This window comes from Sorangium sp. So ce327, assembly GCF_051530205.1.
GTDB classification, from domain to species: Bacteria; Myxococcota_A; Polyangia; order Polyangiales; family Polyangiaceae; genus Sorangium; species Sorangium cellulosum_B.
On sequence record NZ_CP150330.1, the window covers coordinates 6,316,886 to 6,334,956 of the forward strand.

Genomic DNA, 18,071 nt, shown 5'->3' on the forward strand with positions numbered 1-18,071 from the left:
GAGGGAAGCGCTGGCCGGCGCGGAGCGCGCGATGAACGGCAGGGGTGCTAGGATCTGCCGATGAGCGCGCAGCACCCGCTATTTCCAGGCAATGCGCCCGAGGTCGAGGCCGCGTTCCAGGCCGTGCCGGACGAGATGGTCGCCGAGATCCTCGACGGGGAGCTGTACACGTTCCCTCGGCCCGGGCGGCCGCACACGCGGACGGCGTCGCTCCTGGGCTCAAGTCTCACGGGCCCCTTCGATCGCGGTAGAGGCGGACCTGGCGGCTGGGTCATCCTCGACGAGCCCGAGCTCCACCTCGGACCGCGGCCCGACAAGGTCGTCCCCGATCTCGCCGGCTGGCGTCGGGAGCGCATGCCCGACCCGCTCGGCCCGGAGGACGCGCCTGCGCACTACGACATCGCGCCCGACTGGGTCTGCGAGGTGATCTCCCCGCGCACCGAGCGCGTCGACCGGGGCAAGAAGATGCGGATCTACCGGCGCGAAGGGGTCCGCCACGCCTGGCTGATCAACCCGGTCGCGCAGACGCTCGAGGTCTACCGGATCGACGACGGCCGGTGGTCCTTGCTCGACACGTACGAAGGCGACGAGATCGTGCGGCCCGAGCCGTTCGACGCGATCGAACTGCCGCTCGCCGACCTCTGGGCGCGGTGATCGCCGGCCGGGCCGGGCGGCAGAGCCGCAGCTCACCCCGCGCGCGGCGCCGGCAGCGCGCCGCCGAAATCGGCGCGGATGGCGGCCACCCCGTCCGCGCCCGCCTCGAGGCAGGCCGGCGCCGAGGCCGCATCGATGCCGCCGAGGGCGAGGAGCGCGACGTTACGCGAGGCCGCGGCCAGGCGAGCCCGCGCCTCGCGCAGGGCCGCGAGGCCGAGCGGCGGGCCCTTGCCGGGCGTCGCGAAGATCGGCGAGAGCACGGCGGCGTCCGCGCCGGCCTCGGCCGCCCGGAGAACGTCGTCGACGCCGTGGCACGCGACGGAGACGAAGGCGCCGGCCCCGAGCAGGGCGCGCGCGTCGGCCACCGCGACCGAGCGGCGGCCGAGGTGGACGCCGTCCGCGCCGAGGAGGAGCGCGAGATCCAGGCGATCGTTGACGAGGAACGAGGCGCCGAGCGCGGCGGTGGCGTCGCGCAGGCGCCTGCCGAACGCGTGGAGCGCCGCGCCGGAGAGCTCGGGATCGCGGAGCTGCACCGCCACGCGGGCGCGGGCCTCGGGGGGCAGGGCGCCGAACGCCGAGAGCCGCGCGAGCAAGACCGGCTCCGGGACGTCCGCCGCCTGGGTGATGAGGGTCAACCTCGGGGTGAGCATGGCCGTCCTCCAGCGCGCCGGCGGCGGCGCGTCATCGCGCTCCGTCATCCCGGGGGGCGCTCTGCCGGGGCGCCCGCCTCGCCGAGCCCCTCGAGATCCTGCCGGGCCATCCGGGCGAAGCGGCTGGCAGGATACCGCTCGACAAGGAAACGCAAGGTGTCGACCTGGGCGCGGCGATCGCCGCTCGCCTTGAAGCGCTCGGCCAGCGCGTACAGGGCCTCGCTCGGGTCCTCGTACACGCGGCGATCCGGGTCGACCTCGCTCGCGCACTGGTAAGGCGCCTGCGCGACGGCGGCGAGGATCGCGATGGAGCCGAAGGCCGCGCGGAAGCCGGTGAACACGAGCGGCATTCGCCGATGAACGAGCGCGAGCGTCAAGAGGACGCCGCGGCCCCGGCGACGCCGCTCCTCCGGCCGAGCCGCGCGGGCCCGCTCGGCCGGGCCGGCCGGAAACGGGGCTAGTTGAGGGACGCGCCCGTCCGGGCGGCGCCGTTCTCGAGCCCGCCCTTCGAGGCCGGGGCGCCGAAGGGCGCGTCGCCCGTGTCCTGACCGCCGGTGCTCGACAGGGGCTCGCCGCAGGCGCGCAGGAGCGACTCGTGGAGGGCGCGCGCGCTGTCATCCCAGTCGCGCCGGCCGGCGAGCTCCGCGACCCGCGCCGGGTCGTAGTCGGCCCGGGCGGCGCGGAGCAGCGCATCCATCAGTACGCCCCGGTTCCCCGGCGGGATGAGCTCGCCGAGCTCGGCGCTGCGCAGGACGTCTGGGATGCCCCCCACGCTCGTCGCGACCACGCGGCGCCCCGACGCGAGCGCCTCGAGCAGGACGTTGGGCGTCCCCTCGTGCTTGCTCGGGAGCGCGAGGGCGTCGCACGCGCCGAGCCACAGCGACACCTGATCGTGCGGCAAGTAGCCGGTCACCGTCAGCCGGCCGCCCAGACGGGCGGCGGCGGCCCTGCACGCCTGCTCCTCGGCGCCGCTGCCCACGAGCGCCAGCTCGATGTCCGGGTGGACCGGCGCGAGCCGCTCGAACGCCTCGATCAGATCGAGCACGCCCTTGTCGCGGCTCAGGTGGCCGACGAAGACGATCAGCCGCGAGCTCGGCGACTTGCCGAGCGCGGCGCGCGCCTCGGCGCGGTTGCGGGGCTGGAACGTCTTCACGTCGACGCCGTTCATCACGATGTCGATGCGATCGCGCGGCACGCCGAGCGCCTCGACCCCGTCCGCGAGCTTGCGGCTGACCGCGACCACCCGGGCGGCGCGCGTGAGCCCCCAGCCGAGCGGCCGTCGCAGCCGCCGGTCGCGCGGGATCACGTCGATGTCCGAGCCGTGTGTCTTGATCACGGCCGGCACCCCGAGCAGTCGCCCCAGACAGACCGCGGCAAAGCCGTCCGGGTAGGCGAAAGCCCCGACGATCACGTCGGGCAACGGGCCGCGCCCGATGAGCTCCGGGAGCATCGACGCCGCATACAGCGGGCCGTTCAGCGCGGGCGCGACCCTCGGCACATAGAGGTACCGCGGGTGCCGGACCGCCAGCCCGTCGATGACCTCCTCGCGCGGCGCGCTGGCGCCGATAGGCCACTTCGAGAGGCGCGCCATGCCGGGGAACCACGGAATCGTCGCGAGCACCCGGACGTCGCAGTAGCGCGACAGCGCGGCGAACTGCCGCCGATTGTACGGCGCCTCGTCCGGGTGAACCGCGTTCGGAAAGATCTTCGTGATCAGCAAAACGCGCATCCGCCGCAAGAGCTCCTCCTCTCCGAGTGGGCGAGCGCCTCGAAAGAGGACGTCGTTCACGCTCGGTCTCGTATTCGGTCTAGCCAGTCTCGCTCAGTCTCGTCAATCCCGCCAATCTCACTCTGTCTCGCCAACCTCGGTCAGCCCCGTCCAGCGCCCCATTTTGCCTCGCTCAGCATCGTTCGGTGTCCCATTTTGCCTCGCTCAGCATCGTATTCGCCCTGGTCAGGTTCGATTCAGTCTCACCTGGTGTCGTATGTCGTTACACGTCCAGACCGACCCGATGACCAACCCGTCCGTTGCCGTCGTCCCGTCCAGCGGCCGGCCCGGAGGCCCCCGCGGGGGTCGACCACGCGCGCGCCCGGGACGGGGCGTCGCCCCCGCGCCGCCTGGCGATGAGCTCGTCGAACAGGCGCACATGCCCGTCGACCATCGCTTCCAGGCTGAACTGCTCGGTGAACTTCGCTGGGCCGCGCGCGCGCGCTCGCTCGCGGAGCTCCCCGTCACGGGCGACCCGCGAGAGGTGCTCGACCAGCGCGCCAGGGTCCTTCGACGGGACGAGGAACCCGTCGACGCCGTGCTCGACGATCTCGGGGACGCCGCCGACGCGGCTCGCCACGATCGGCTTGCCGAGCGCGAGCGCCTCGAGCAGCGCGAGCGGCAGCCCCTCCCAGAGCGACGGGAGCACGTAGGCGTCGAACGCGGAGACGAGCTCCGGCACGTCCGAGCGATACCCGGGGAAGATCACCCGGTCGCCGAGCCCCGCGTCCCTGGCTTGCTGCTCCAGCTCCGGCCGGAGCGGGCCGTCGCCGGCGATGATGAAGCGCGCCTCCGGCGCGCGCCGCAGCACCTCGGGCGCCGCCTCGAGGAGGTAACGGAGCCCCTTCTGCTCGATGTGCACAACGGCGCACCCGAACACGAACTCCCGCTCGCCGATGCCGAGCTCCGCGCGGACGCGCGCGCCCGCGCCGCTCTCGCGGGCGCGGGCGAAGCGCGTCCCGTCGATGCCGTTGTGGATGACGCGGACCGGCGCGCGGACCTTCACGTCGTCGACAAGGATGCGCCTGAGGTCGTGCGACACCGCGACCATCTCGTCGGCGAGGTAGGCGTAGTAGCCGAACTTGCGCCGATCGAAGCCCTTCGCCCGGTTGATCTGGTTGTGCTCCGAGTAGACGACCAGCGGCCGATTCCGGAGCAGGCGCGCCGCGAAGCCAGCGAAGATGAGCGGAGCACGGTTGTGGACGTGGACGATATCGACCGAGCGCTGGTGAAAGAAGCGCCGGATCCACAGCAGCGCCTCTGGGTCGCTCTTGAGGCCCGGCAGCACCGGCCGGAGGTCCTTCGTGATCACGAGGCACTTCGAGCGGGGGAGCTTGACCTCCGAGAACAGCCGTCCCTCGCCGTCGAGGCAGATCAGCGAGAGGTCGAAGCCGTGATCGCCGAGGCGATCGAGGAGGCTCAGGACCACCTTCTCGAGCCCGCCGACCTCGAGGTTGTTCACGACCATGCAGACGTTGGGCTTGCTCATATTCTCCTGAGCGGACCGTCAGGTCGCCGCGGTCGTCGTCAGAGCGTCGTGACGCGCCACGACAGCGTGTCGACCGTGCGATGAGCGTTCCGTGTCATTTTGGCTCAGGTAAGTGAGCGTATCATGACATGCGGATGCTGTTCGCTTGACTTGGCGGCGCCGCAGCAGCGCCGTGCTGGACGTCGGACTTGCTCGTTCATCATCCCTCATCGCGCCCGCGAGCGCCTCCCGCATCGGTGGAATATGCCGGGAACGCGAGCGCGCGGGGATCGAGGTGCGGGGCCACACCCGCAGCGCCGCGCTACAGCGCGGCGATCTTGCCCTGCTCCGGCGATGACGCCGTCGCATAGAGCTTCTTCGGCATCCGCCCCGCGAGATACGCCATCCGACCGGCCCTCACCGCGTCCTTCATCGCCTGCGCCATCAAGATCGGGTCCCGCGCGCCCGCGATGGCCGTGTTCATCAATACCCCATCACACCCGAGCTCCATCGCCACCGCGGCGTCGCTCGCTGTCCCGACTCCCGCGTCCACGATCACCGGCACCTTCGCCGTCTCTCGGATGATCATCAGGTTGTACGGGTTGCGGATGCCGAGCCCGCTGCCGATCGGCGCCGCCAGGGGCATCACGGCCGCGCACCCGATGTCTTCCAGCTTACGACAGACGATCGGGTCATCCATGCAGTAGGGCAGCACCGTGAAGCCCTCCTTCACCAGGATCCGCGCCGCCTCGAGCGTCGCCTCGTTGTCCGGGAACAGCGTCCGTTCGTCGCCGATGACTTCGAGCTTCACGAGCTCGGACAGACCGAGCTCGCGCGCGAGCCGGCAGGTGCGGACCGCGTCCTCGACGGTATAGCAACCGGCCGTGTTCGGCAGGATCGTGACGCGTCCCTGCTGGAGCAGCGACATCATCGACCCCTCGCCCCGCTCCTTCAGATTGACGCGGCGGAGGGCCACCGTGACGACCTCCGCGCCGGACGCTTCGAGCGCGCGACGGGTCTCATCCAGGTCCTTGTACTTGCCCGTCCCCACGAAGAGGCGGGAAGTGAACGTGTATTTGCCGATCGTCAACGCGTCGCTCGTCATCGCAGGCTCCTCGGGTCTCGACCCAGACGATCTGCTAGTCGGACCGGGACACAGGGTCCAGCGCGTCGACGAAAACCGGCGCTTCCGGCGCGCCTCGCTCGGCAGCATGGTATCTTTGCGCCCATGTCTCCCAGAGCTCTTGGCATAGCCCTCCTCGTCGCGTTGCCTCCAGCGCTCACGCTCACGCCCCTGCCGACAGCGGACAGCCATGCGCAGGCCGGCCAGGAACGCGCCGGGGTGAGCCGCGGCGCGCTCCTGTCCGGTCCGCGCGCGGCGCATGCGGCCGTGGCCATTCAGCTCTCGCTGGACGAGCTCGTCGCCGCGGCCTCGTACGTCGTGGTCGCGACGGCGATCGAGCAGCGCAGCCAGTGGGAAGAGCTCGGCGGAGCCCGGAGGATCGTCACCTACACCCGCCTGTCGATCGACCGGACCGTGGCCGGACAGCCCGACGGCGAGGTCTGGGTCAGGACGCTCGGGGGCGTGGTCGGGGACGTCGGACAGCACGTGTCGGGCGACGCGCAGCTCGCGATCGGCGCGCAGGCGATGGTCTTCGTCTCCAAGGTGGGCTCGGCCCTGGTCGTCTCCGGGATGGCCCAGGGCCACTACCCCGTCGTCGACGGCGAGGACAAGCCGAGGGTCGCCGGCGGGGCCGGCGCGCGGCGCATCGCCGTGCGGCGGCTGGCCGCGAGCCCCGACAGCGGGACCGTCCTGCCCCGGCCGGGCCCCGCCATCTCGGCCCGCGAGCAGCTCGTCGGCGCGGCGATCGACGCGGCGATCGACACGGTGAACCAGGCATGGAAGGCGAAGCATGCGCAGAAGTGACCTCGCGCCGCGCCCCGCTGGCGCGCGCCGCCCCGCGCGCGCCCACGCCATCGCCGCAGCCTGCAGCGCGCTCGTCGCCGCGGCGCTCGCCTACCCCGGGGACGCCCTGGCCTTCTGCCGCACGAGCGTCTGTCCGCCGGAGGAGACAGCGTCGGGGAAGGCGGAGACCGCGGCGGTCTGCACGCCGCCGCAGGGCAACGACTGCGGCACCCCGCTCGCCTGGCCTTCGCCGTGCGTGAGCTACTCCCTCCAGGAGGACGCCTCGGTCCAGGTGTCGCTCCAGGAGGCGGAGGCGATCTTCGAGCAGGCGTTCGCCGCGTGGACGGAGGCCGACTGCGGCGACGGGCAGACCCCGCGCATGGAGGTCACCTACCTGGGGCCGGTCGCGTGCGACGCGCACGAGTACAACAAGCGCAAGGCGAACGCGAACATCGTCATGTTCCGGGACGACGGGTGGCCGTACGTCGACAGCGGGAACACCCTCGCGCTCACGACCGTCACCTACCACCTCAAGACCGGCGAGATCTACGACGCGGACATGGAGATCAACTCGTTGTCGCTCTCCCAGGGAGCCGACGGCGTCTCGTTCGACCTCCTGAGCATCGCCACCCACGAGGCCGGCCATTTCCTCGGGCTCTCGCACTCGATCGAGCACGACGCGACCATGTTCGCCAACTACCGCTCTTCGCTCCGCGACCTTTCCCAGGACGACCGCGACGGGATCTGCGCGGTGTACCCGCCCGGGGAGCCGATCAAGGGCTGCGACCCCACGCCGCGCCACGGCTTCTCTGCCCTGTGCGCCGCGGATCAGCCCGAGGTGAACGAGTCGGACGGCTGCGCCGCGGCCCCGCGCGGCAACGCTGGCCAGGGCGGGCGCGGCGGAGGGCTCGTCCTCGCCGCGCTCGCGCTGGTCGGCGTGGCCGTGCGGGCGAGGCGCGGCGCGGCAGCGCGGGCGGGCCGGGAGGAGGCCTGCTGAGCCAGAGCCCTCCCGTCCTGGTCGAGCGCGAAGGCGAGCTCGCCCGGCTGGTCGAGCGCGCCGGCCGCGCCGAAGCGCTCGCGGTCGACGTGGAGGCCAACGGGCTGTTCGCGTACCGGCCGCGGCTCTGCACCGTCCAGCTCGCCTTTCGCGAGGGGGACGACATCGCGGTCGGGGTCGTCGACGCGCTCCGCGTGCCTGTCGCGCCGCTCGCGCGGCTCCTCGGGGCCGCGGGCCCGCCCAAGGTGCTGCACGACCTCACCTTCGACGCGCGCATGCTCGCCGAGGCGGGCGCGCCGCTCGCTGGCGCGCACGACACTTCGGTCGCCGCGCGCATGCTGGGGTGCGCGGCGACAGGGCTCGCCGCGCTGCTCCTGTCGGAGCTCGACGTGAAGGTCGACAAGCAGCTCCAGCAGCACGACTGGGGGCGCAGGCCGATCGAGGAGGCCGAGCTGCGCTACCTGGCCGACGACGTGCGCCACCTGCTCTCGCTCCGCGCGCGGCTCGCGGAGCGCAGCCGCGCCCTCGGGATCGACGAGGAGATCCAGGAGGAGTGCGCCTACAAGCTCGCGACCGCCCTCGGGCCGCCGCGCGATCCGCGGCCCGCCTACGCGCGCATCAAGGGGGCCCAGGCGCTCGATCCGCAGGGCCGGGCGATCCTGCGGCGGCTCGTGGCGGCGCGCGAGGCGGCCGCCGAGGGGGCCGACGTGCCCTCTTTCAAGATCGTCGCCAGCGAGGTGCTGCTCGAGCTCGCGCAGCGGAGGCCTGCCAGCGCAGACGACGTGCGCGCGATCCGCGGGGCCGCGGCGGGCCGCGCGGCCGGGTGCGTCGCGGCGTGGCTCCGCGCGGTCGAGCAGGGGCGCAGCGACGGCGACGTGCCCGAGGACGAGCGCGCCCTCTTTCAGCAAGCCCGCCCGCCCAGGAAGGAGCTCGCAGCGCGGCGCGCGGTGGAGACCCGGATCGCGGCGTGGCGCAGGGCCGAGGCGAAGGCGCGGAAGGTGGACGAGCAGGTCGTGCTGCCCGGTCACTGCGCGCAGGAGATCGCGGAGATCGCGCTGGCGGAGGGCCACGCCGGGGACGAGGCGATCGCCGCCGCGATCGCGCGCATCCCGGGGCTCGGCGCGGGACGGCTCGCGCGTTACGGCCGCGCGCTCGCGGCGCTCGTGGCCGCGGCGCGGCCGGGCGAGCCGCCAGCCGCCGCGAGGTAGCGCCGCGCGTCGGCTCCGCGTGTCGGCCGCGCGTCGGCTCCGCGTGTCGGCCGCGCGTCGGTTCCCTCGGTTCCGTAGGTCGGTTCCGCGCATCCGCGATCCCCTGCGCGATCTCCGACACGTGGAGCCCGCTGCGAGCGAGCGCACGTGGCGCGCGCGCCGCCCGGTCGACAGAGCCGCCGGGCGATGGAATAGCAGGGCCCATGCCCTCGACCGATCACCCCAAGGCGCCGAGGAGGCTCCGCCTCTGGCCGCCGGCGATGTGGCTCCGCGCCGCGTTCGCCTTCGCGCTCGTGTTCGGGTGCGCCCTTCTGGGAGCGAGCGCCGGAGAGCTGTCCCCTCCGCCGCCCCCGCCGTCGTCGCCGCCCGCGGCGAGCGCCGAGGTCGGCCCGGAGCCGGAGGCGACCCCGGTCGCGCCCGACTCGCCTCGAGCCTCCATGCGCAGCTTCGTCGAGCTGTGCCGCGCGGGCGACTACGCCGAGGCCGCGCGCTACCTGGACGTGCCGCCGAGGGCGAACGGCGCGGAGCTCGCGCAGAAGCTCAAGGCGGTGCTCGATCGGCACCTCTGGCTGGACGTGGAGACGCTCTCGCCGCAGCCGCAGGGGGACACGCAGGACAACCTCGGGGCCAGCGTGGAGCAGCTCGGCAAGATCCCGACGCGGACGGGGTCCCAGCCGGTGCGCCTCGTGCGGCGCACGACGCCCGACGGCGTGCGCTGGATCTTCTCGCGCGCCACGGTGGAGCGCGTCGACGAGTGGTACGCGCGGCTCGAAGATCGCTGGCTCCGCGATCACCTGCCGCCGGCGCTCCTGCGCCCCGGCCCGCGCGAGCTGCTCTGGTGGCAGTGGCTCGCGCTGCCGGTCCTCGCGCTGGTCGGCTGGCTCGTCGGCGCGGTGCTGAGCTACCTCGTCCGCGCCGTGCTCCGCCGCGTCATCGCGCAGACGGAGTCCACGCTCAACGCGGTGCTCCTCGCGGCGCGCGGTCCGTTCACGTTCGCGGCGGCGCTCCTCGTGATCACGGCCGCGCTCCCGTGGCTCGGGCTCTACCTGCCGGCCGAGGAGTTCCTCGACAAGGTGCTGCGCGCCGGCGTCTTCGTCGCCGTGTTCTGGTTCGCCCTGCGCACGATCGACGCCGTCGGCGGCCGCCTGCTCGCCGCCCCCGCGACGCGCGACAACCCCGCGGCGCGCTCGCTCGTGCCGCTCATGGGGCGGATCGCGAAGGTCTCGATCGTGATCATCGGCGTGATCGCCGTGCTCTCGGAGCTCGGCTACCCGGTGGCGAGCCTCATCGCCGGCCTCGGCATCGGCGGCGTCGCGCTGGCCCTCGCCGCGCAGAAGACGGTGGAGAACCTCTTCGGCTCGGTCGCGATCGGCATCGACCGGCCGTTCCAGGTCGGCGACTTCGTGAAGGTGGACGCGCTCCTCGGCACCGTCGAGAGCATCGGGCTCCGCTCGACGCGGATCCGCACGCTCGATCGGACCGTCGTCACGATCCCGAACGGCAAGCTGGCCGATCTCCAGATCGAGTCGTTCACGGCGCGCGACAGGATCCGCCTCGCCTGCGTGCTGGGGCTCGATCGCGACACGTCGCCCGAGCAGCTCCGCGCCATCGTGGAAGAGTGCGAGCGCGCGCTGCGGGAGCACCCGAAGATCTGGACCGAGGACGTCGTTGTGCGCTTCATCGGCGTCGGCCCCTCGTCGCTCGACGTCGAGGTGATGGCCTGGTTCCAGACGACCGACTTCGGGGAGTTCCGGGAGTTCCGGCAGGCGATGTTGATCACCTTCCTTCAGATCATCGACATGGCCGGGTCGAGGCTCGCGTACCCGACGCACACGCTGCACGTCGCGCCGCGCGGAGGGGAGCTCCCGCAGCCGGAGGGGGCCGCGGCGGGAGGTCCGGCTAACGGGCAGCGCGCGCCGCGGCGGGCGCCATCGGCTGAAGCCCCGCCTTCTCGATGAGCGCGCGGTCCTCGTCCTCACCGGGGTTCGGCGTGGTGAGCAGCCTGTCTCCGTAGAAGATCGAGTTCGCCCCCGCGTACATGCAGAGCAGCTGCGTCTCGCGCGAGAGCTCCGTCCGCCCCGCGGACAGGCGCACCATCGCGCGCGGCATCATGACCCGCGCGACCGCGATCATCCGGACGAACTCGATCGGATCGACCGGGGGGAGGCTCTCGAGCGGCGTCCCCGGCGAGCGCACGAGGGCGTTGATGGGCACGCTCTCCGGGTGGGGGTCGAGGCGCGCGAGCTCGACGAGCATCTCGCAGCGGTCGGCGATCGACTCGCCCATGCCGATGATGCCGCCCGAGCAGACGGTGATGCCCGCCCGCCGGACGTTGCGCAGGGTGACGAGCCGCTCGTCGTACGTGCGCGTCGAGATGATGGATTTGTAGGCCTTCCGCGAGGTGTCGAGGTTGTGGTTGTAGGCGTCGAGGCCGGCCTCCTTCAGGCGGCGCGCCTGGTCGTCGGTGAGCATGCCGAGCGTGCAGCACGCCTCGAGGCCGAGGGCCTTCACGCCGCGCACCATGTCGAGGACGCGCTCGAAGGCGGGGCCGTCCTTCACCTCGCGCCACGCGGCGCCCATGCAGAACCGCGTCGAGCCGCCATCGCGGGCGCGCTCCGCGGCGGCGAGGACCGCGCCGACGTCGAGCATGCGCTCCGGCCCGACCTCGGTCTCGTAGTGGCTCGACTGCGGGCAGTAGGCGCAGTCCTCGGGGCAGCCGCCCGTCTTGACGCTGAGCAGGGTGCAGAGCTGGACCTCGTGCTCGCCGTGGAACGCGCGGTGGACCGCGCGGGCGCGGTCGATCAGCTCGAAGAGCGGGAGGTCGTGCAGGGCGACCGCCTGCTGGACGGTCCAGTCGTGGCGGGGCGCGCCCGCCGGCGGGGCGGCCGGGCCGCTGCATCCATTCCTGTGCTCCGCCGCCTCTCGTTCGATCCCTTCGAGCATGGGCTCGCTCATAGCCGGGCTTGAGGCGCCGCCGCAAGCAAGGCGCGATAGGAAGGGATTTCCTGGCTGCTTGGCGGCTTCGCGGTCCGAGATTCTGCTCTGTTCTGGCGGTCTTGGCCCGATTGCCGCCTCTAGAGCGCTGTCACCGCCTTCGCCGTCTCCTTGGCGATGGTCCCCTGGGCGACGAGCTGCCTGAGGTGCGCGTCGAAGGTCTGCATGCCGTACGGCGTGACCCCCTTCTCCATCAGCTCGCGCAGCGACGGGCTCCCCTCCGGCCGGCGGATCGCCTCGCGCACCGCGGCCGTCCCGACGAGCACCTCGGCGGCGAGGACCTCCCCCGCGCCGTCGCGGCGAGGGAGCAGGCGCTGCGCGACGATGCCCTGGAGACAGTCGGCCAGCCGGTCGCGCACCTCGCTCGGGCTCTTGCCGAGCGCGATCAGCCGCCCGAGCGCGCGCGTGACGTCCGCCGAGCTGACCGCCGCGAGCACCAGGTGCCCGGTCTCCGCGGCGTGGAGCGCGAGATCGAGCGACTCGCCGTCGCGGAGCGCGCTGATGAGCACGACGTCCGGGTCCTGCCGCAGCGCGGAGCGCAGCGCGGTCGGGAAATCCGCGGTGTCGACGCCGATCTCGCGCTGGCTCACGCTGGAGCGGTTGTCCTCGTGCACGTGCTCGATCGGATCCTCCAGGGTGACGATGTGGCGCGGCACGGTCGCGTTGATGTGCCCGACGAACGCGGCGAGGGTCGTGCTCTTGCCGCTGCCGGCCGTGCCCGCGACGAGGACGAGGCCGTGATCGTGCTCCACCATCGCCCGGACCGCCGAGGGCACGCCCAGATCCTCGAACGTCGGGATCTTGAGCGGGATGCTCCGCAGGATGATCGCGAGCGAGCCGCGCTGGCGATAGATGTTCACGCGAAACCGGCCGAGGCCCGGGACGACGTACGCGGCGTCGAGCTCCTGGAGCGTGGCGAGCAGCTCGCGCGAAGGGCGCCCGGCGAGCAGCACCCGCGCGGCGGCCTCGCTGTCCTCGGGCCGGATCCTGTCGACGCGGAAGTAGACCATGTCGCCGCGCACCCGCGCGCCCGGCGGCTGACCGACCTTGAGGTGGATGTCGCTGGCGTGGGCGGCAAGCGCCTTGCCGAGGAGCTGATGGAGGAAGGCCTCGGAGGTGTACGGCGTCGTCACGGGGGGCAAGGTACCAAATTGGAACCCGACCGGCCCAAAGCGCGGCTGCACGAACCGAAAGCCCACAGGCGCCGCGCCGCCGCGCGGGACGGCCGCGCGGCCCGGGACCGCCGCGCGGGACGTCAGGGACGCGGCGCCGCCGGGCCTCCCGCGGCGCCCGCGACGGAGCCCTCGGGATCCAGATCTGCCGGAATACGGAGAGGATCGACGAGCCCCCGCTCGGCCAGCGCGCGCGCCGCCGAGATCGCGAGCGCGCGCTGGTCCGAGGGGAGGTCGCGCCGGCCCGCCAGCTCGACCAGGGCCGCGGCCGCGCCGCGCGCCCCGTCCGGGTCGAGCGGCTCGCGCGGGCGCGGCGGCCGCCCGGCGATCCCGAGGAGCGCCTCGAGCAGCGGCGGGAGCGACGGCCCGGACGCCGCGCGGGCGCGCTCGGCGAGCGGCCCGAGCGCCAGGTCGGCGTCATCGGCGTACGGCAGCGCCCGCAGGGCCGTGAGCGCGATGTCGCCGCCGTCGTCGAGCGCGGCGAGGAGGCCGGAGGCGCCCTCGGCCTCGGCCAGCCGGGCGCAGTCCAGCGGGTCGTCCCCCGCGGCGAGGCGCCAGCGGGGATCGGTGAGCCGAGGGCTCGGCGGGCGCGGCGCCACGGAGGGCGAGGCGGCGGCCGAGGCGGGCGACGCAGCGTCGCGAGGGGCGCTCCCCTGCTCGCGGCGACAGCCGAGGGGCGCGAGCAGGACGAGCGCGAGGCGCGCGACGAGCGCGAGGCGCGCCGCGACAGGCCCCCTCCGCCGCGCGCGGCGGACGCCCTCGCGGCCCCTCCCCTGCTTCACGGCTGATCGAGGATCGAGAGCGACCGCTTCGTGGGCGCGTTCTCGGGCTCCTGCCGCGCGTTGTACTCGTCGACCACCCGGTTGATGTGCATCGAGCAGAACTTCGGCCCGCACATCGAGCAGAACTCCGAGGTCTTGAAGTACTCCTGGGGGAGCGTCTCGTCGTGCATCGCCTGGGCCGTCTCCGGATCGAGCGAGAGCGCGAACTGCTGCTTCCAGTCGAAGGCGTAGCGGGCGCGGCTCAGCGCGTCGTCGCGATCCCGCGCGCCCGGGCGCTTCCGCGCCACGTCCGCGGCGTGGGCCGCGATCTTGTAGGCGATGAGGCCCTGCTTGACGTCCTCGGGGTTCGGCAGGCCGAGGTGCTCCTTCGGCGTCACGTAGCAGAGCATCGCGGCGCCCGCGAAGCCGGCCATCGTGGCGCCGATGCAGCTCGTGATGTGGTCATAACCAGGCGCGAAGTCGGTGACGAGCGGGCCGAGCACGTAGAACGGCGCCTCGTGACAGAGCTCCATCTCCTTCTGCACGTTCATCGCGATCTGGTCGAACGGCACGTGCCCGGGGCCCTCGATCATCACCTGCACGTCCTTCTCCCAGGCGCGCTTCGTGAGCTCGCCGAGCGTCTTCAGCTCGGCGAACTGGGCCGCGTCGCTGGCGTCGTGGAGGCAGCCGGGGCGGAGGCCGTCGCCCGCCGAGATCGTGACGTCGTACTTGGCGCAGACCTCGAGCACCTTGTCCCAATGGGTGTAGAACGGGTTCTGCTTGTGGTGCTCGATCATCCACTGCGCCATGATCGAGCCGCCGCGCGAGACGATGCCGGTGATCCGGCCCTTCACGAGCGGCAGGTGCTCGAGCAGCACGCCCGCGTGGATCGTGAAGTAATCGACCCCCTGCTTCGCCTGGTGCTCGAGCATGTCGATGAGGTCCGCGGCCGTCATCTTGGCGGTGCCCTTGCACGCCTCGAGCGCCTGGTAGATCGGCACCGTCCCGATCGGCACAGGGGAGTCCGCGATGATCGCGCGGCGGATGCCGTCGATGTCGCCCCCGGTCGACAGGTCCATCACCGTGTCTGCGCCGTACTTGACGGCGTAGCGCAGCTTCTCCAGCTCGCCGCTCACGTCGCTCGTGGTCTGGCTGTTGCCGATGTTCGCGTTCACCTTGCAGAGCGACGCGATGCCGATGCACATCGGCTCGAGGTTCAGGTGGTTCTTGTTCGCGGGGATGATCATCCGGCCGCGCGCGACCTCGCTGCGGATGAGCTCGGGCGAGAGCTTCTCACGGCGGGCGACGTACTCCATCTCCTCCGTGACGACGCCCTTCCTCGCGAAGTGCATCTGGCTCTGGTTCGGGCTCCCGGCGCGCTTGCTCACCCATTCGGACCGCAACATCGACGACCTCGCTTTCGAGGTGGGCGGTTTAGGTCGCGACCGCGCGCGACGCAAGCGCCGCGTCGCGCCTGGCCGCCCGACCTAGAGTCGGCGAGAGAACGCGCCTCCACCAGCGCTCGCCCAGCGCTCGCCCAGCGCTCGCCGCGAGCGCGCCGCTGTCCACGCGCGCGCCGCTGTCCACGCGCGCGCCGCTGTCAGGGAGGCGGCGCTTCGGGGAGCTCGGTCATCATGCCGAGCGTCTGGGCGCCGGCGGCCTTCGCGCCGTCGAGCACCTCCACGACGGTGCCGTAGACGGCGCCGTCGTCGGCGACGACGAAGACGATCCTGTCCTGAGGCCTGCTGTAGCGCTCGAGCAGCGGCCTGAGCTTGCCCACGAGCTCGGCGCGCTCGACCGGCTCGTCGTTCACCCGCAGCTCGCCCTGCGCGCTCACCCGGACGACGAGCTGGTCGGGCGGCGGCGGGGTGTCCTGCTTGACCTGCTCGGTGTCCGGCACGCGCACGCCGATGTCCTTCTCGAGCAGCGGCGTCACGACCATGAAGATGATGAGCAGCACCAGCACGACGTCGACGAGCGGCGTCACGTTGATGTCGGAGTTCAGGGGCACCGCCGGCTTGATGACGAACTTCCTCTTCGCGCTCATCGCCGCTATCTCCCCTTCAGCTCCTCGACCGCCAGCGAGACGCTCTTCGCGCCCGACTTGCGCGCCGTCTCCATCACCCTGCGGACGTCGCCGAACGAGAGGCGCTGGTCCCCCTTGACGAGCACCTTGCGCCCCGGCTGCGCCGCGAACTCGCGCGAGAGCCGCTCGGCGAGCCCGGCGTCATCGTATCTGTCGTTCTCGACCCACACCGTCTTCTCCAGCGTCACGGAGAGGATCAGCGGGTCCACCTCCTTCTTCTCCTCGTCCACCTTCGCGGCCTGCGGCAGCTTCACGTCCTTGCCGCGCTGGAGCATCGGCGTGACGACCATGAAGATGATGAGCAGGACGAGGACGACGTCGACGAGCGGCGTGACGTTGATCTCGCTCTTGGGGCCCCTCTGCGGGCCGACACCCATCCCCATCGGAACGCTCGCTTCCCTGCTGGGCGCGTCACCGCCCGCCGCGCCGCGGGCGTGAGGCGCCGGGCGCCGCGCTCCGCGGAGAGGCGCGCGCGGTGTCGCGCGGGTCCCCTGTCAAGCAGCCTCTTCGGCGGCCGGCGCGAGGCGCCCGTCGAGCCGCTTCGCCACGACGTCGAGGAGCTCGTTCGACGACTCCGCGATGTCGATCGCCCGGGCTTCGATCCAACCCTGGAGATAGTTGTAGCCCATGACAGCCGGGATCGCGACGATCAGCCCGAAGGCGGTCGTGATGAGCGCCTCGGCGATACCCGCCGAGACGGTGCCGAGGCCGCCGGAGCCAGCGGCCGCCATCTGCTGGAACGCCGTCACGATGCCCATGACCGTCCCGAGCAGCCCGACGAACGGCGCCGTGGATCCGACCGTAGCGAGCAGGCCATAACCTCGCTTCAGGCTGAGCACCTCGCGCTGCGCCTGCCGCTCGAGCGCCCGCGAGACCGACTCGAACACGCCGTCGCGCTCGTGCCCCTGCGCCGGCAGCCGCGACGGCGTGCTCGAGGCATAAGCGGCGAGCCCGGCGCCGATGACGCGCCCGAGATAGCCGCTCTCCCCGCCCGGCTGCGCGGCGGTCCAGGCCCCCTCGAGCTCGCCTCGGGCGAGCATCGGCCCGACCCGCGCCGCGAACGCGCGGGAGGCGGCGCGCGACAGGAACGACACGACGATGCGCTCGCCCAGGACGATCAGCGACGCAACGGACATGATGGCCAGCGCGAAGACAATCAGCTTCGCGAAGAGCCCCATGTGGCCCCACAGCTCGATCAACGTGAATTGCATCGTCTCGCGCCTCCCGGCGCCCCATGTGGCGTGATGGTTCTGGCTATGCTGGAACAGCCCCTCTGCTGGACACCGAGCGGACTCGACAGCACCGCAGCGCGGACCTACCCGTACCCTTCTCTACTACGTGCTCCAGCGGTTCAATAACACCCCTGCGCGTCCGGACGTCAAGGGAGCTTGAGCCGTATGGGGAACACGTAGTCCACCGAGACCGGACGCCCCTGATACATGACGGGGGTGTAGCGATGCGTCGCGAGCGCATCGAGGATCGCCCGATCCATGTGAGGAAGCGACTTGGCCATCCGGCAGCCGCTCAGCGAGCCGTCCAGCTTGATGATGCACTTGACAATCGCGAGCCCCTCGACGCGCGCGGCGAGCGCCTCGCGCGTGTACTGCGGGTCGCGCCCCGCGATCTTCGAAGGGCGGGTCATCCCGGCGCCGAACGCCAGCACCACGTTCTGCGGCGGCGCCGTGCTGCCCACCTGGCCGCCGACTTTGCCGCCCAGCTGACCGCCCATCTGCCCGCCGACCTCGCCGCCGACGGTGCCCCCCTGAACGCCGCCCTGGACTCCACCCTCGACGCCGCCCGGCTGCTCCGGCGCATCCTCCTTGACCGGCTCCGGCTTTGGCGCTGGCTCAGGCGCCTTGGCCTTGGGCTTCTGCGGCATGTCGTAGATGGTGTCAGGCGTCTTGACGGGCTTCGGCTGCTCGATGCGCTCCACCTTCGGCGGGCGCTTCGCGCCGCCGCCCGGAGGCGGCGGTGGCGGCGGCGGAGGGGGCGGCGGCGCCGGGGCGAAAAATGTGACCTCGACGTCCTTCGGCTTCTCGGTTCGGGGGCGCGTGGCCTGCCAGAGGATGGCGCCCGCGATCGCCACGTGGGCGACGATGGAGAGCGCTGTCCCCGTCCCTAGCCGCCCCTGGGTGGCGGTAGCGCGACCGAGTACCGAGTCGAACATGAGGGGTCGTAACTCCTAGGACTCGAGCCGATCGAGGTAGAGAAGCCGCGACGTATGGAAGCGTGCGGCGCCTACCCGGAGTGTACAAGCGAGCGAGTCCTACAAAAAAGTCTATTGTCTGGCGCGATTCCTGTCTAGGGTAAGGAAGGACTCGAGGGGCATACACTTCTGGAGGGAATTCCGTGAAGTTTCTCGAAAAGAGGCTGGAACACGGAGGGCGCTCACGTGCGCCGTTGGGGC

The 18,071-nt window shown here is 72.2% G+C and carries 18 protein-coding genes; 5 read left to right on the forward strand and 13 right to left on the reverse strand.

Translation table 11 applies throughout. The annotated features are described in order from the left end of the window. Nucleotides 1–60 precede the first annotated feature (60 nt). Nucleotides 61–654, forward strand: coding sequence for a Uma2 family endonuclease (locus tag WME95_RS23570; RefSeq protein ID WP_437910688.1), 594 nt, complete (start codon nt 61–63; stop codon nt 652–654). Between the two features lie 32 nt (nt 655–686). Here WME95_RS23570 and WME95_RS23575 read toward each other — a convergent pair whose 3' ends face one another. The 5 genes from WME95_RS23575 to WME95_RS23595 form a co-directional block, all read right to left on the reverse strand. Continuing rightward, nucleotides 687–1,352, reverse strand: a complete 666-nt coding sequence (locus tag WME95_RS23575) for a thiamine phosphate synthase (protein WP_437910689.1) — start codon at nt 1,350–1,352, stop codon at nt 687–689. Further along, nucleotides 1,349–1,654 carry a tetratricopeptide repeat protein gene (locus WME95_RS23580; RefSeq protein ID WP_437910690.1) on the reverse strand — a complete coding sequence of 102 codons (306 nt, stop codon included), beginning with the start codon at nt 1,652–1,654 and terminating at the stop codon, nt 1,349–1,351. Before WME95_RS23580 ends, WME95_RS23575 begins: the two co-directional genes overlap by 4 nt. A gap of 107 nt (nt 1,655–1,761) precedes the next feature. Continuing rightward, nucleotides 1,762–3,033: a glycosyltransferase family 4 protein gene (locus WME95_RS23585; protein WP_437910691.1), complete on the reverse strand. Its 1,272-nt coding sequence runs from the start codon at nt 3,031–3,033 to the stop codon at nt 1,762–1,764. Between the two features lie 262 nt (nt 3,034–3,295). Continuing rightward, a complete protein-coding gene (locus WME95_RS23590) occupies nt 3,296–4,561 on the reverse strand; it encodes a glycosyltransferase (RefSeq protein ID WP_437910692.1) in 1,266 nt (421 codons plus the stop codon). 301 nt (nt 4,562–4,862) lie between these two features. Further along, entirely contained in the window at nt 4,863–5,645 is a 783-nt protein-coding gene (locus WME95_RS23595) for a thiazole synthase (RefSeq protein WP_437554954.1), read from the reverse strand. Nucleotides 5,646–5,768: 123 nt separating this feature from the next. On the opposite strand from WME95_RS23595, the gene WME95_RS23600 reads away from it, so the two are divergent. The 4 genes from WME95_RS23600 (at nt 5,769) to WME95_RS23615 (ending at nt 10,609) form a co-directional block, all read left to right on the forward strand. Next, on the forward strand, nt 5,769–6,467 hold the full coding sequence (locus WME95_RS23600) for a hypothetical protein (protein ID WP_437910693.1): 699 nt from the start codon (nt 5,769–5,771) through the stop codon (nt 6,465–6,467). Next, on the forward strand, nt 6,454–7,443 hold the full coding sequence (locus tag WME95_RS23605; protein WP_437910694.1) for a matrixin family metalloprotease: 990 nt from the start codon (nt 6,454–6,456) through the stop codon (nt 7,441–7,443). The genes WME95_RS23600 and WME95_RS23605 overlap by 14 nt, the downstream gene beginning before the upstream one ends. A gap of 17 nt (nt 7,444–7,460) precedes the next feature. Beyond that, the gene (locus WME95_RS23610; RefSeq protein ID WP_437911012.1) at nt 7,461–8,651 is read left to right on the forward strand and encodes an HRDC domain-containing protein; all 1,191 of its coding nucleotides are present in this window, start codon (nt 7,461–7,463) and stop codon (nt 8,649–8,651) included. 203 nt (nt 8,652–8,854) lie between these two features. Further along, nucleotides 8,855–10,609, forward strand: a complete 1,755-nt coding sequence (locus tag WME95_RS23615; protein ID WP_437910695.1) for a mechanosensitive ion channel family protein — start codon at nt 8,855–8,857, stop codon at nt 10,607–10,609. On the opposite strand, the gene bioB is transcribed toward WME95_RS23615, so the two are convergent. From bioB to WME95_RS23655, 8 genes are all read right to left on the reverse strand, one after another. Further along, a complete protein-coding gene (bioB, locus tag WME95_RS23620) occupies nt 10,551–11,594 on the reverse strand; it encodes a biotin synthase BioB (RefSeq protein WP_437910696.1) in 1,044 nt (347 codons plus the stop codon). The two genes, WME95_RS23615 and bioB, sit on opposite strands and share 59 nt — an antisense overlap. Nucleotides 11,595–11,725: 131 nt before the next feature. Then, nucleotides 11,726–12,778, reverse strand: a complete 1,053-nt coding sequence (locus tag WME95_RS23625; protein WP_437910697.1) for a type IV pilus twitching motility protein PilT — start codon at nt 12,776–12,778, stop codon at nt 11,726–11,728. A 122-nt stretch (nt 12,779–12,900) separates the two neighbouring features. Further along, a complete protein-coding gene (locus WME95_RS23630) occupies nt 12,901–13,599 on the reverse strand; it encodes a thiamine biosynthesis protein (protein WP_437910698.1) in 699 nt (232 codons plus the stop codon). After that, a complete protein-coding gene (thiC, locus tag WME95_RS23635) occupies nt 13,596–14,981 on the reverse strand; it encodes a phosphomethylpyrimidine synthase ThiC (protein ID WP_437911013.1) in 1,386 nt (461 codons plus the stop codon). The genes WME95_RS23630 and thiC overlap by 4 nt, the downstream gene beginning before the upstream one ends. 197 nt (nt 14,982–15,178) lie before the next feature. After that, nucleotides 15,179–15,625 (reverse strand): ExbD/TolR family protein, encoded by a 447-nt coding sequence (locus tag WME95_RS23640; RefSeq protein WP_437910699.1) that lies wholly within the window; start codon nt 15,623–15,625, stop codon nt 15,179–15,181. 5 nt (nt 15,626–15,630) lie between these two features. Further along, nucleotides 15,631–16,047, reverse strand: a complete 417-nt coding sequence (locus tag WME95_RS23645) for an ExbD/TolR family protein (protein ID WP_437554962.1) — start codon at nt 16,045–16,047, stop codon at nt 15,631–15,633. A gap of 111 nt (nt 16,048–16,158) precedes the next feature. Beyond that, a complete protein-coding gene (locus WME95_RS23650) occupies nt 16,159–16,875 on the reverse strand; it encodes a MotA/TolQ/ExbB proton channel family protein (RefSeq protein ID WP_437910700.1) in 717 nt (238 codons plus the stop codon). Between the two features lie 167 nt (nt 16,876–17,042). Then, nucleotides 17,043–17,831, reverse strand: coding sequence for an energy transducer TonB (locus WME95_RS23655; RefSeq protein WP_437910701.1), 789 nt, complete (start codon nt 17,829–17,831; stop codon nt 17,043–17,045). Nucleotides 17,832–18,071: the final 240 nt, after the last annotated feature.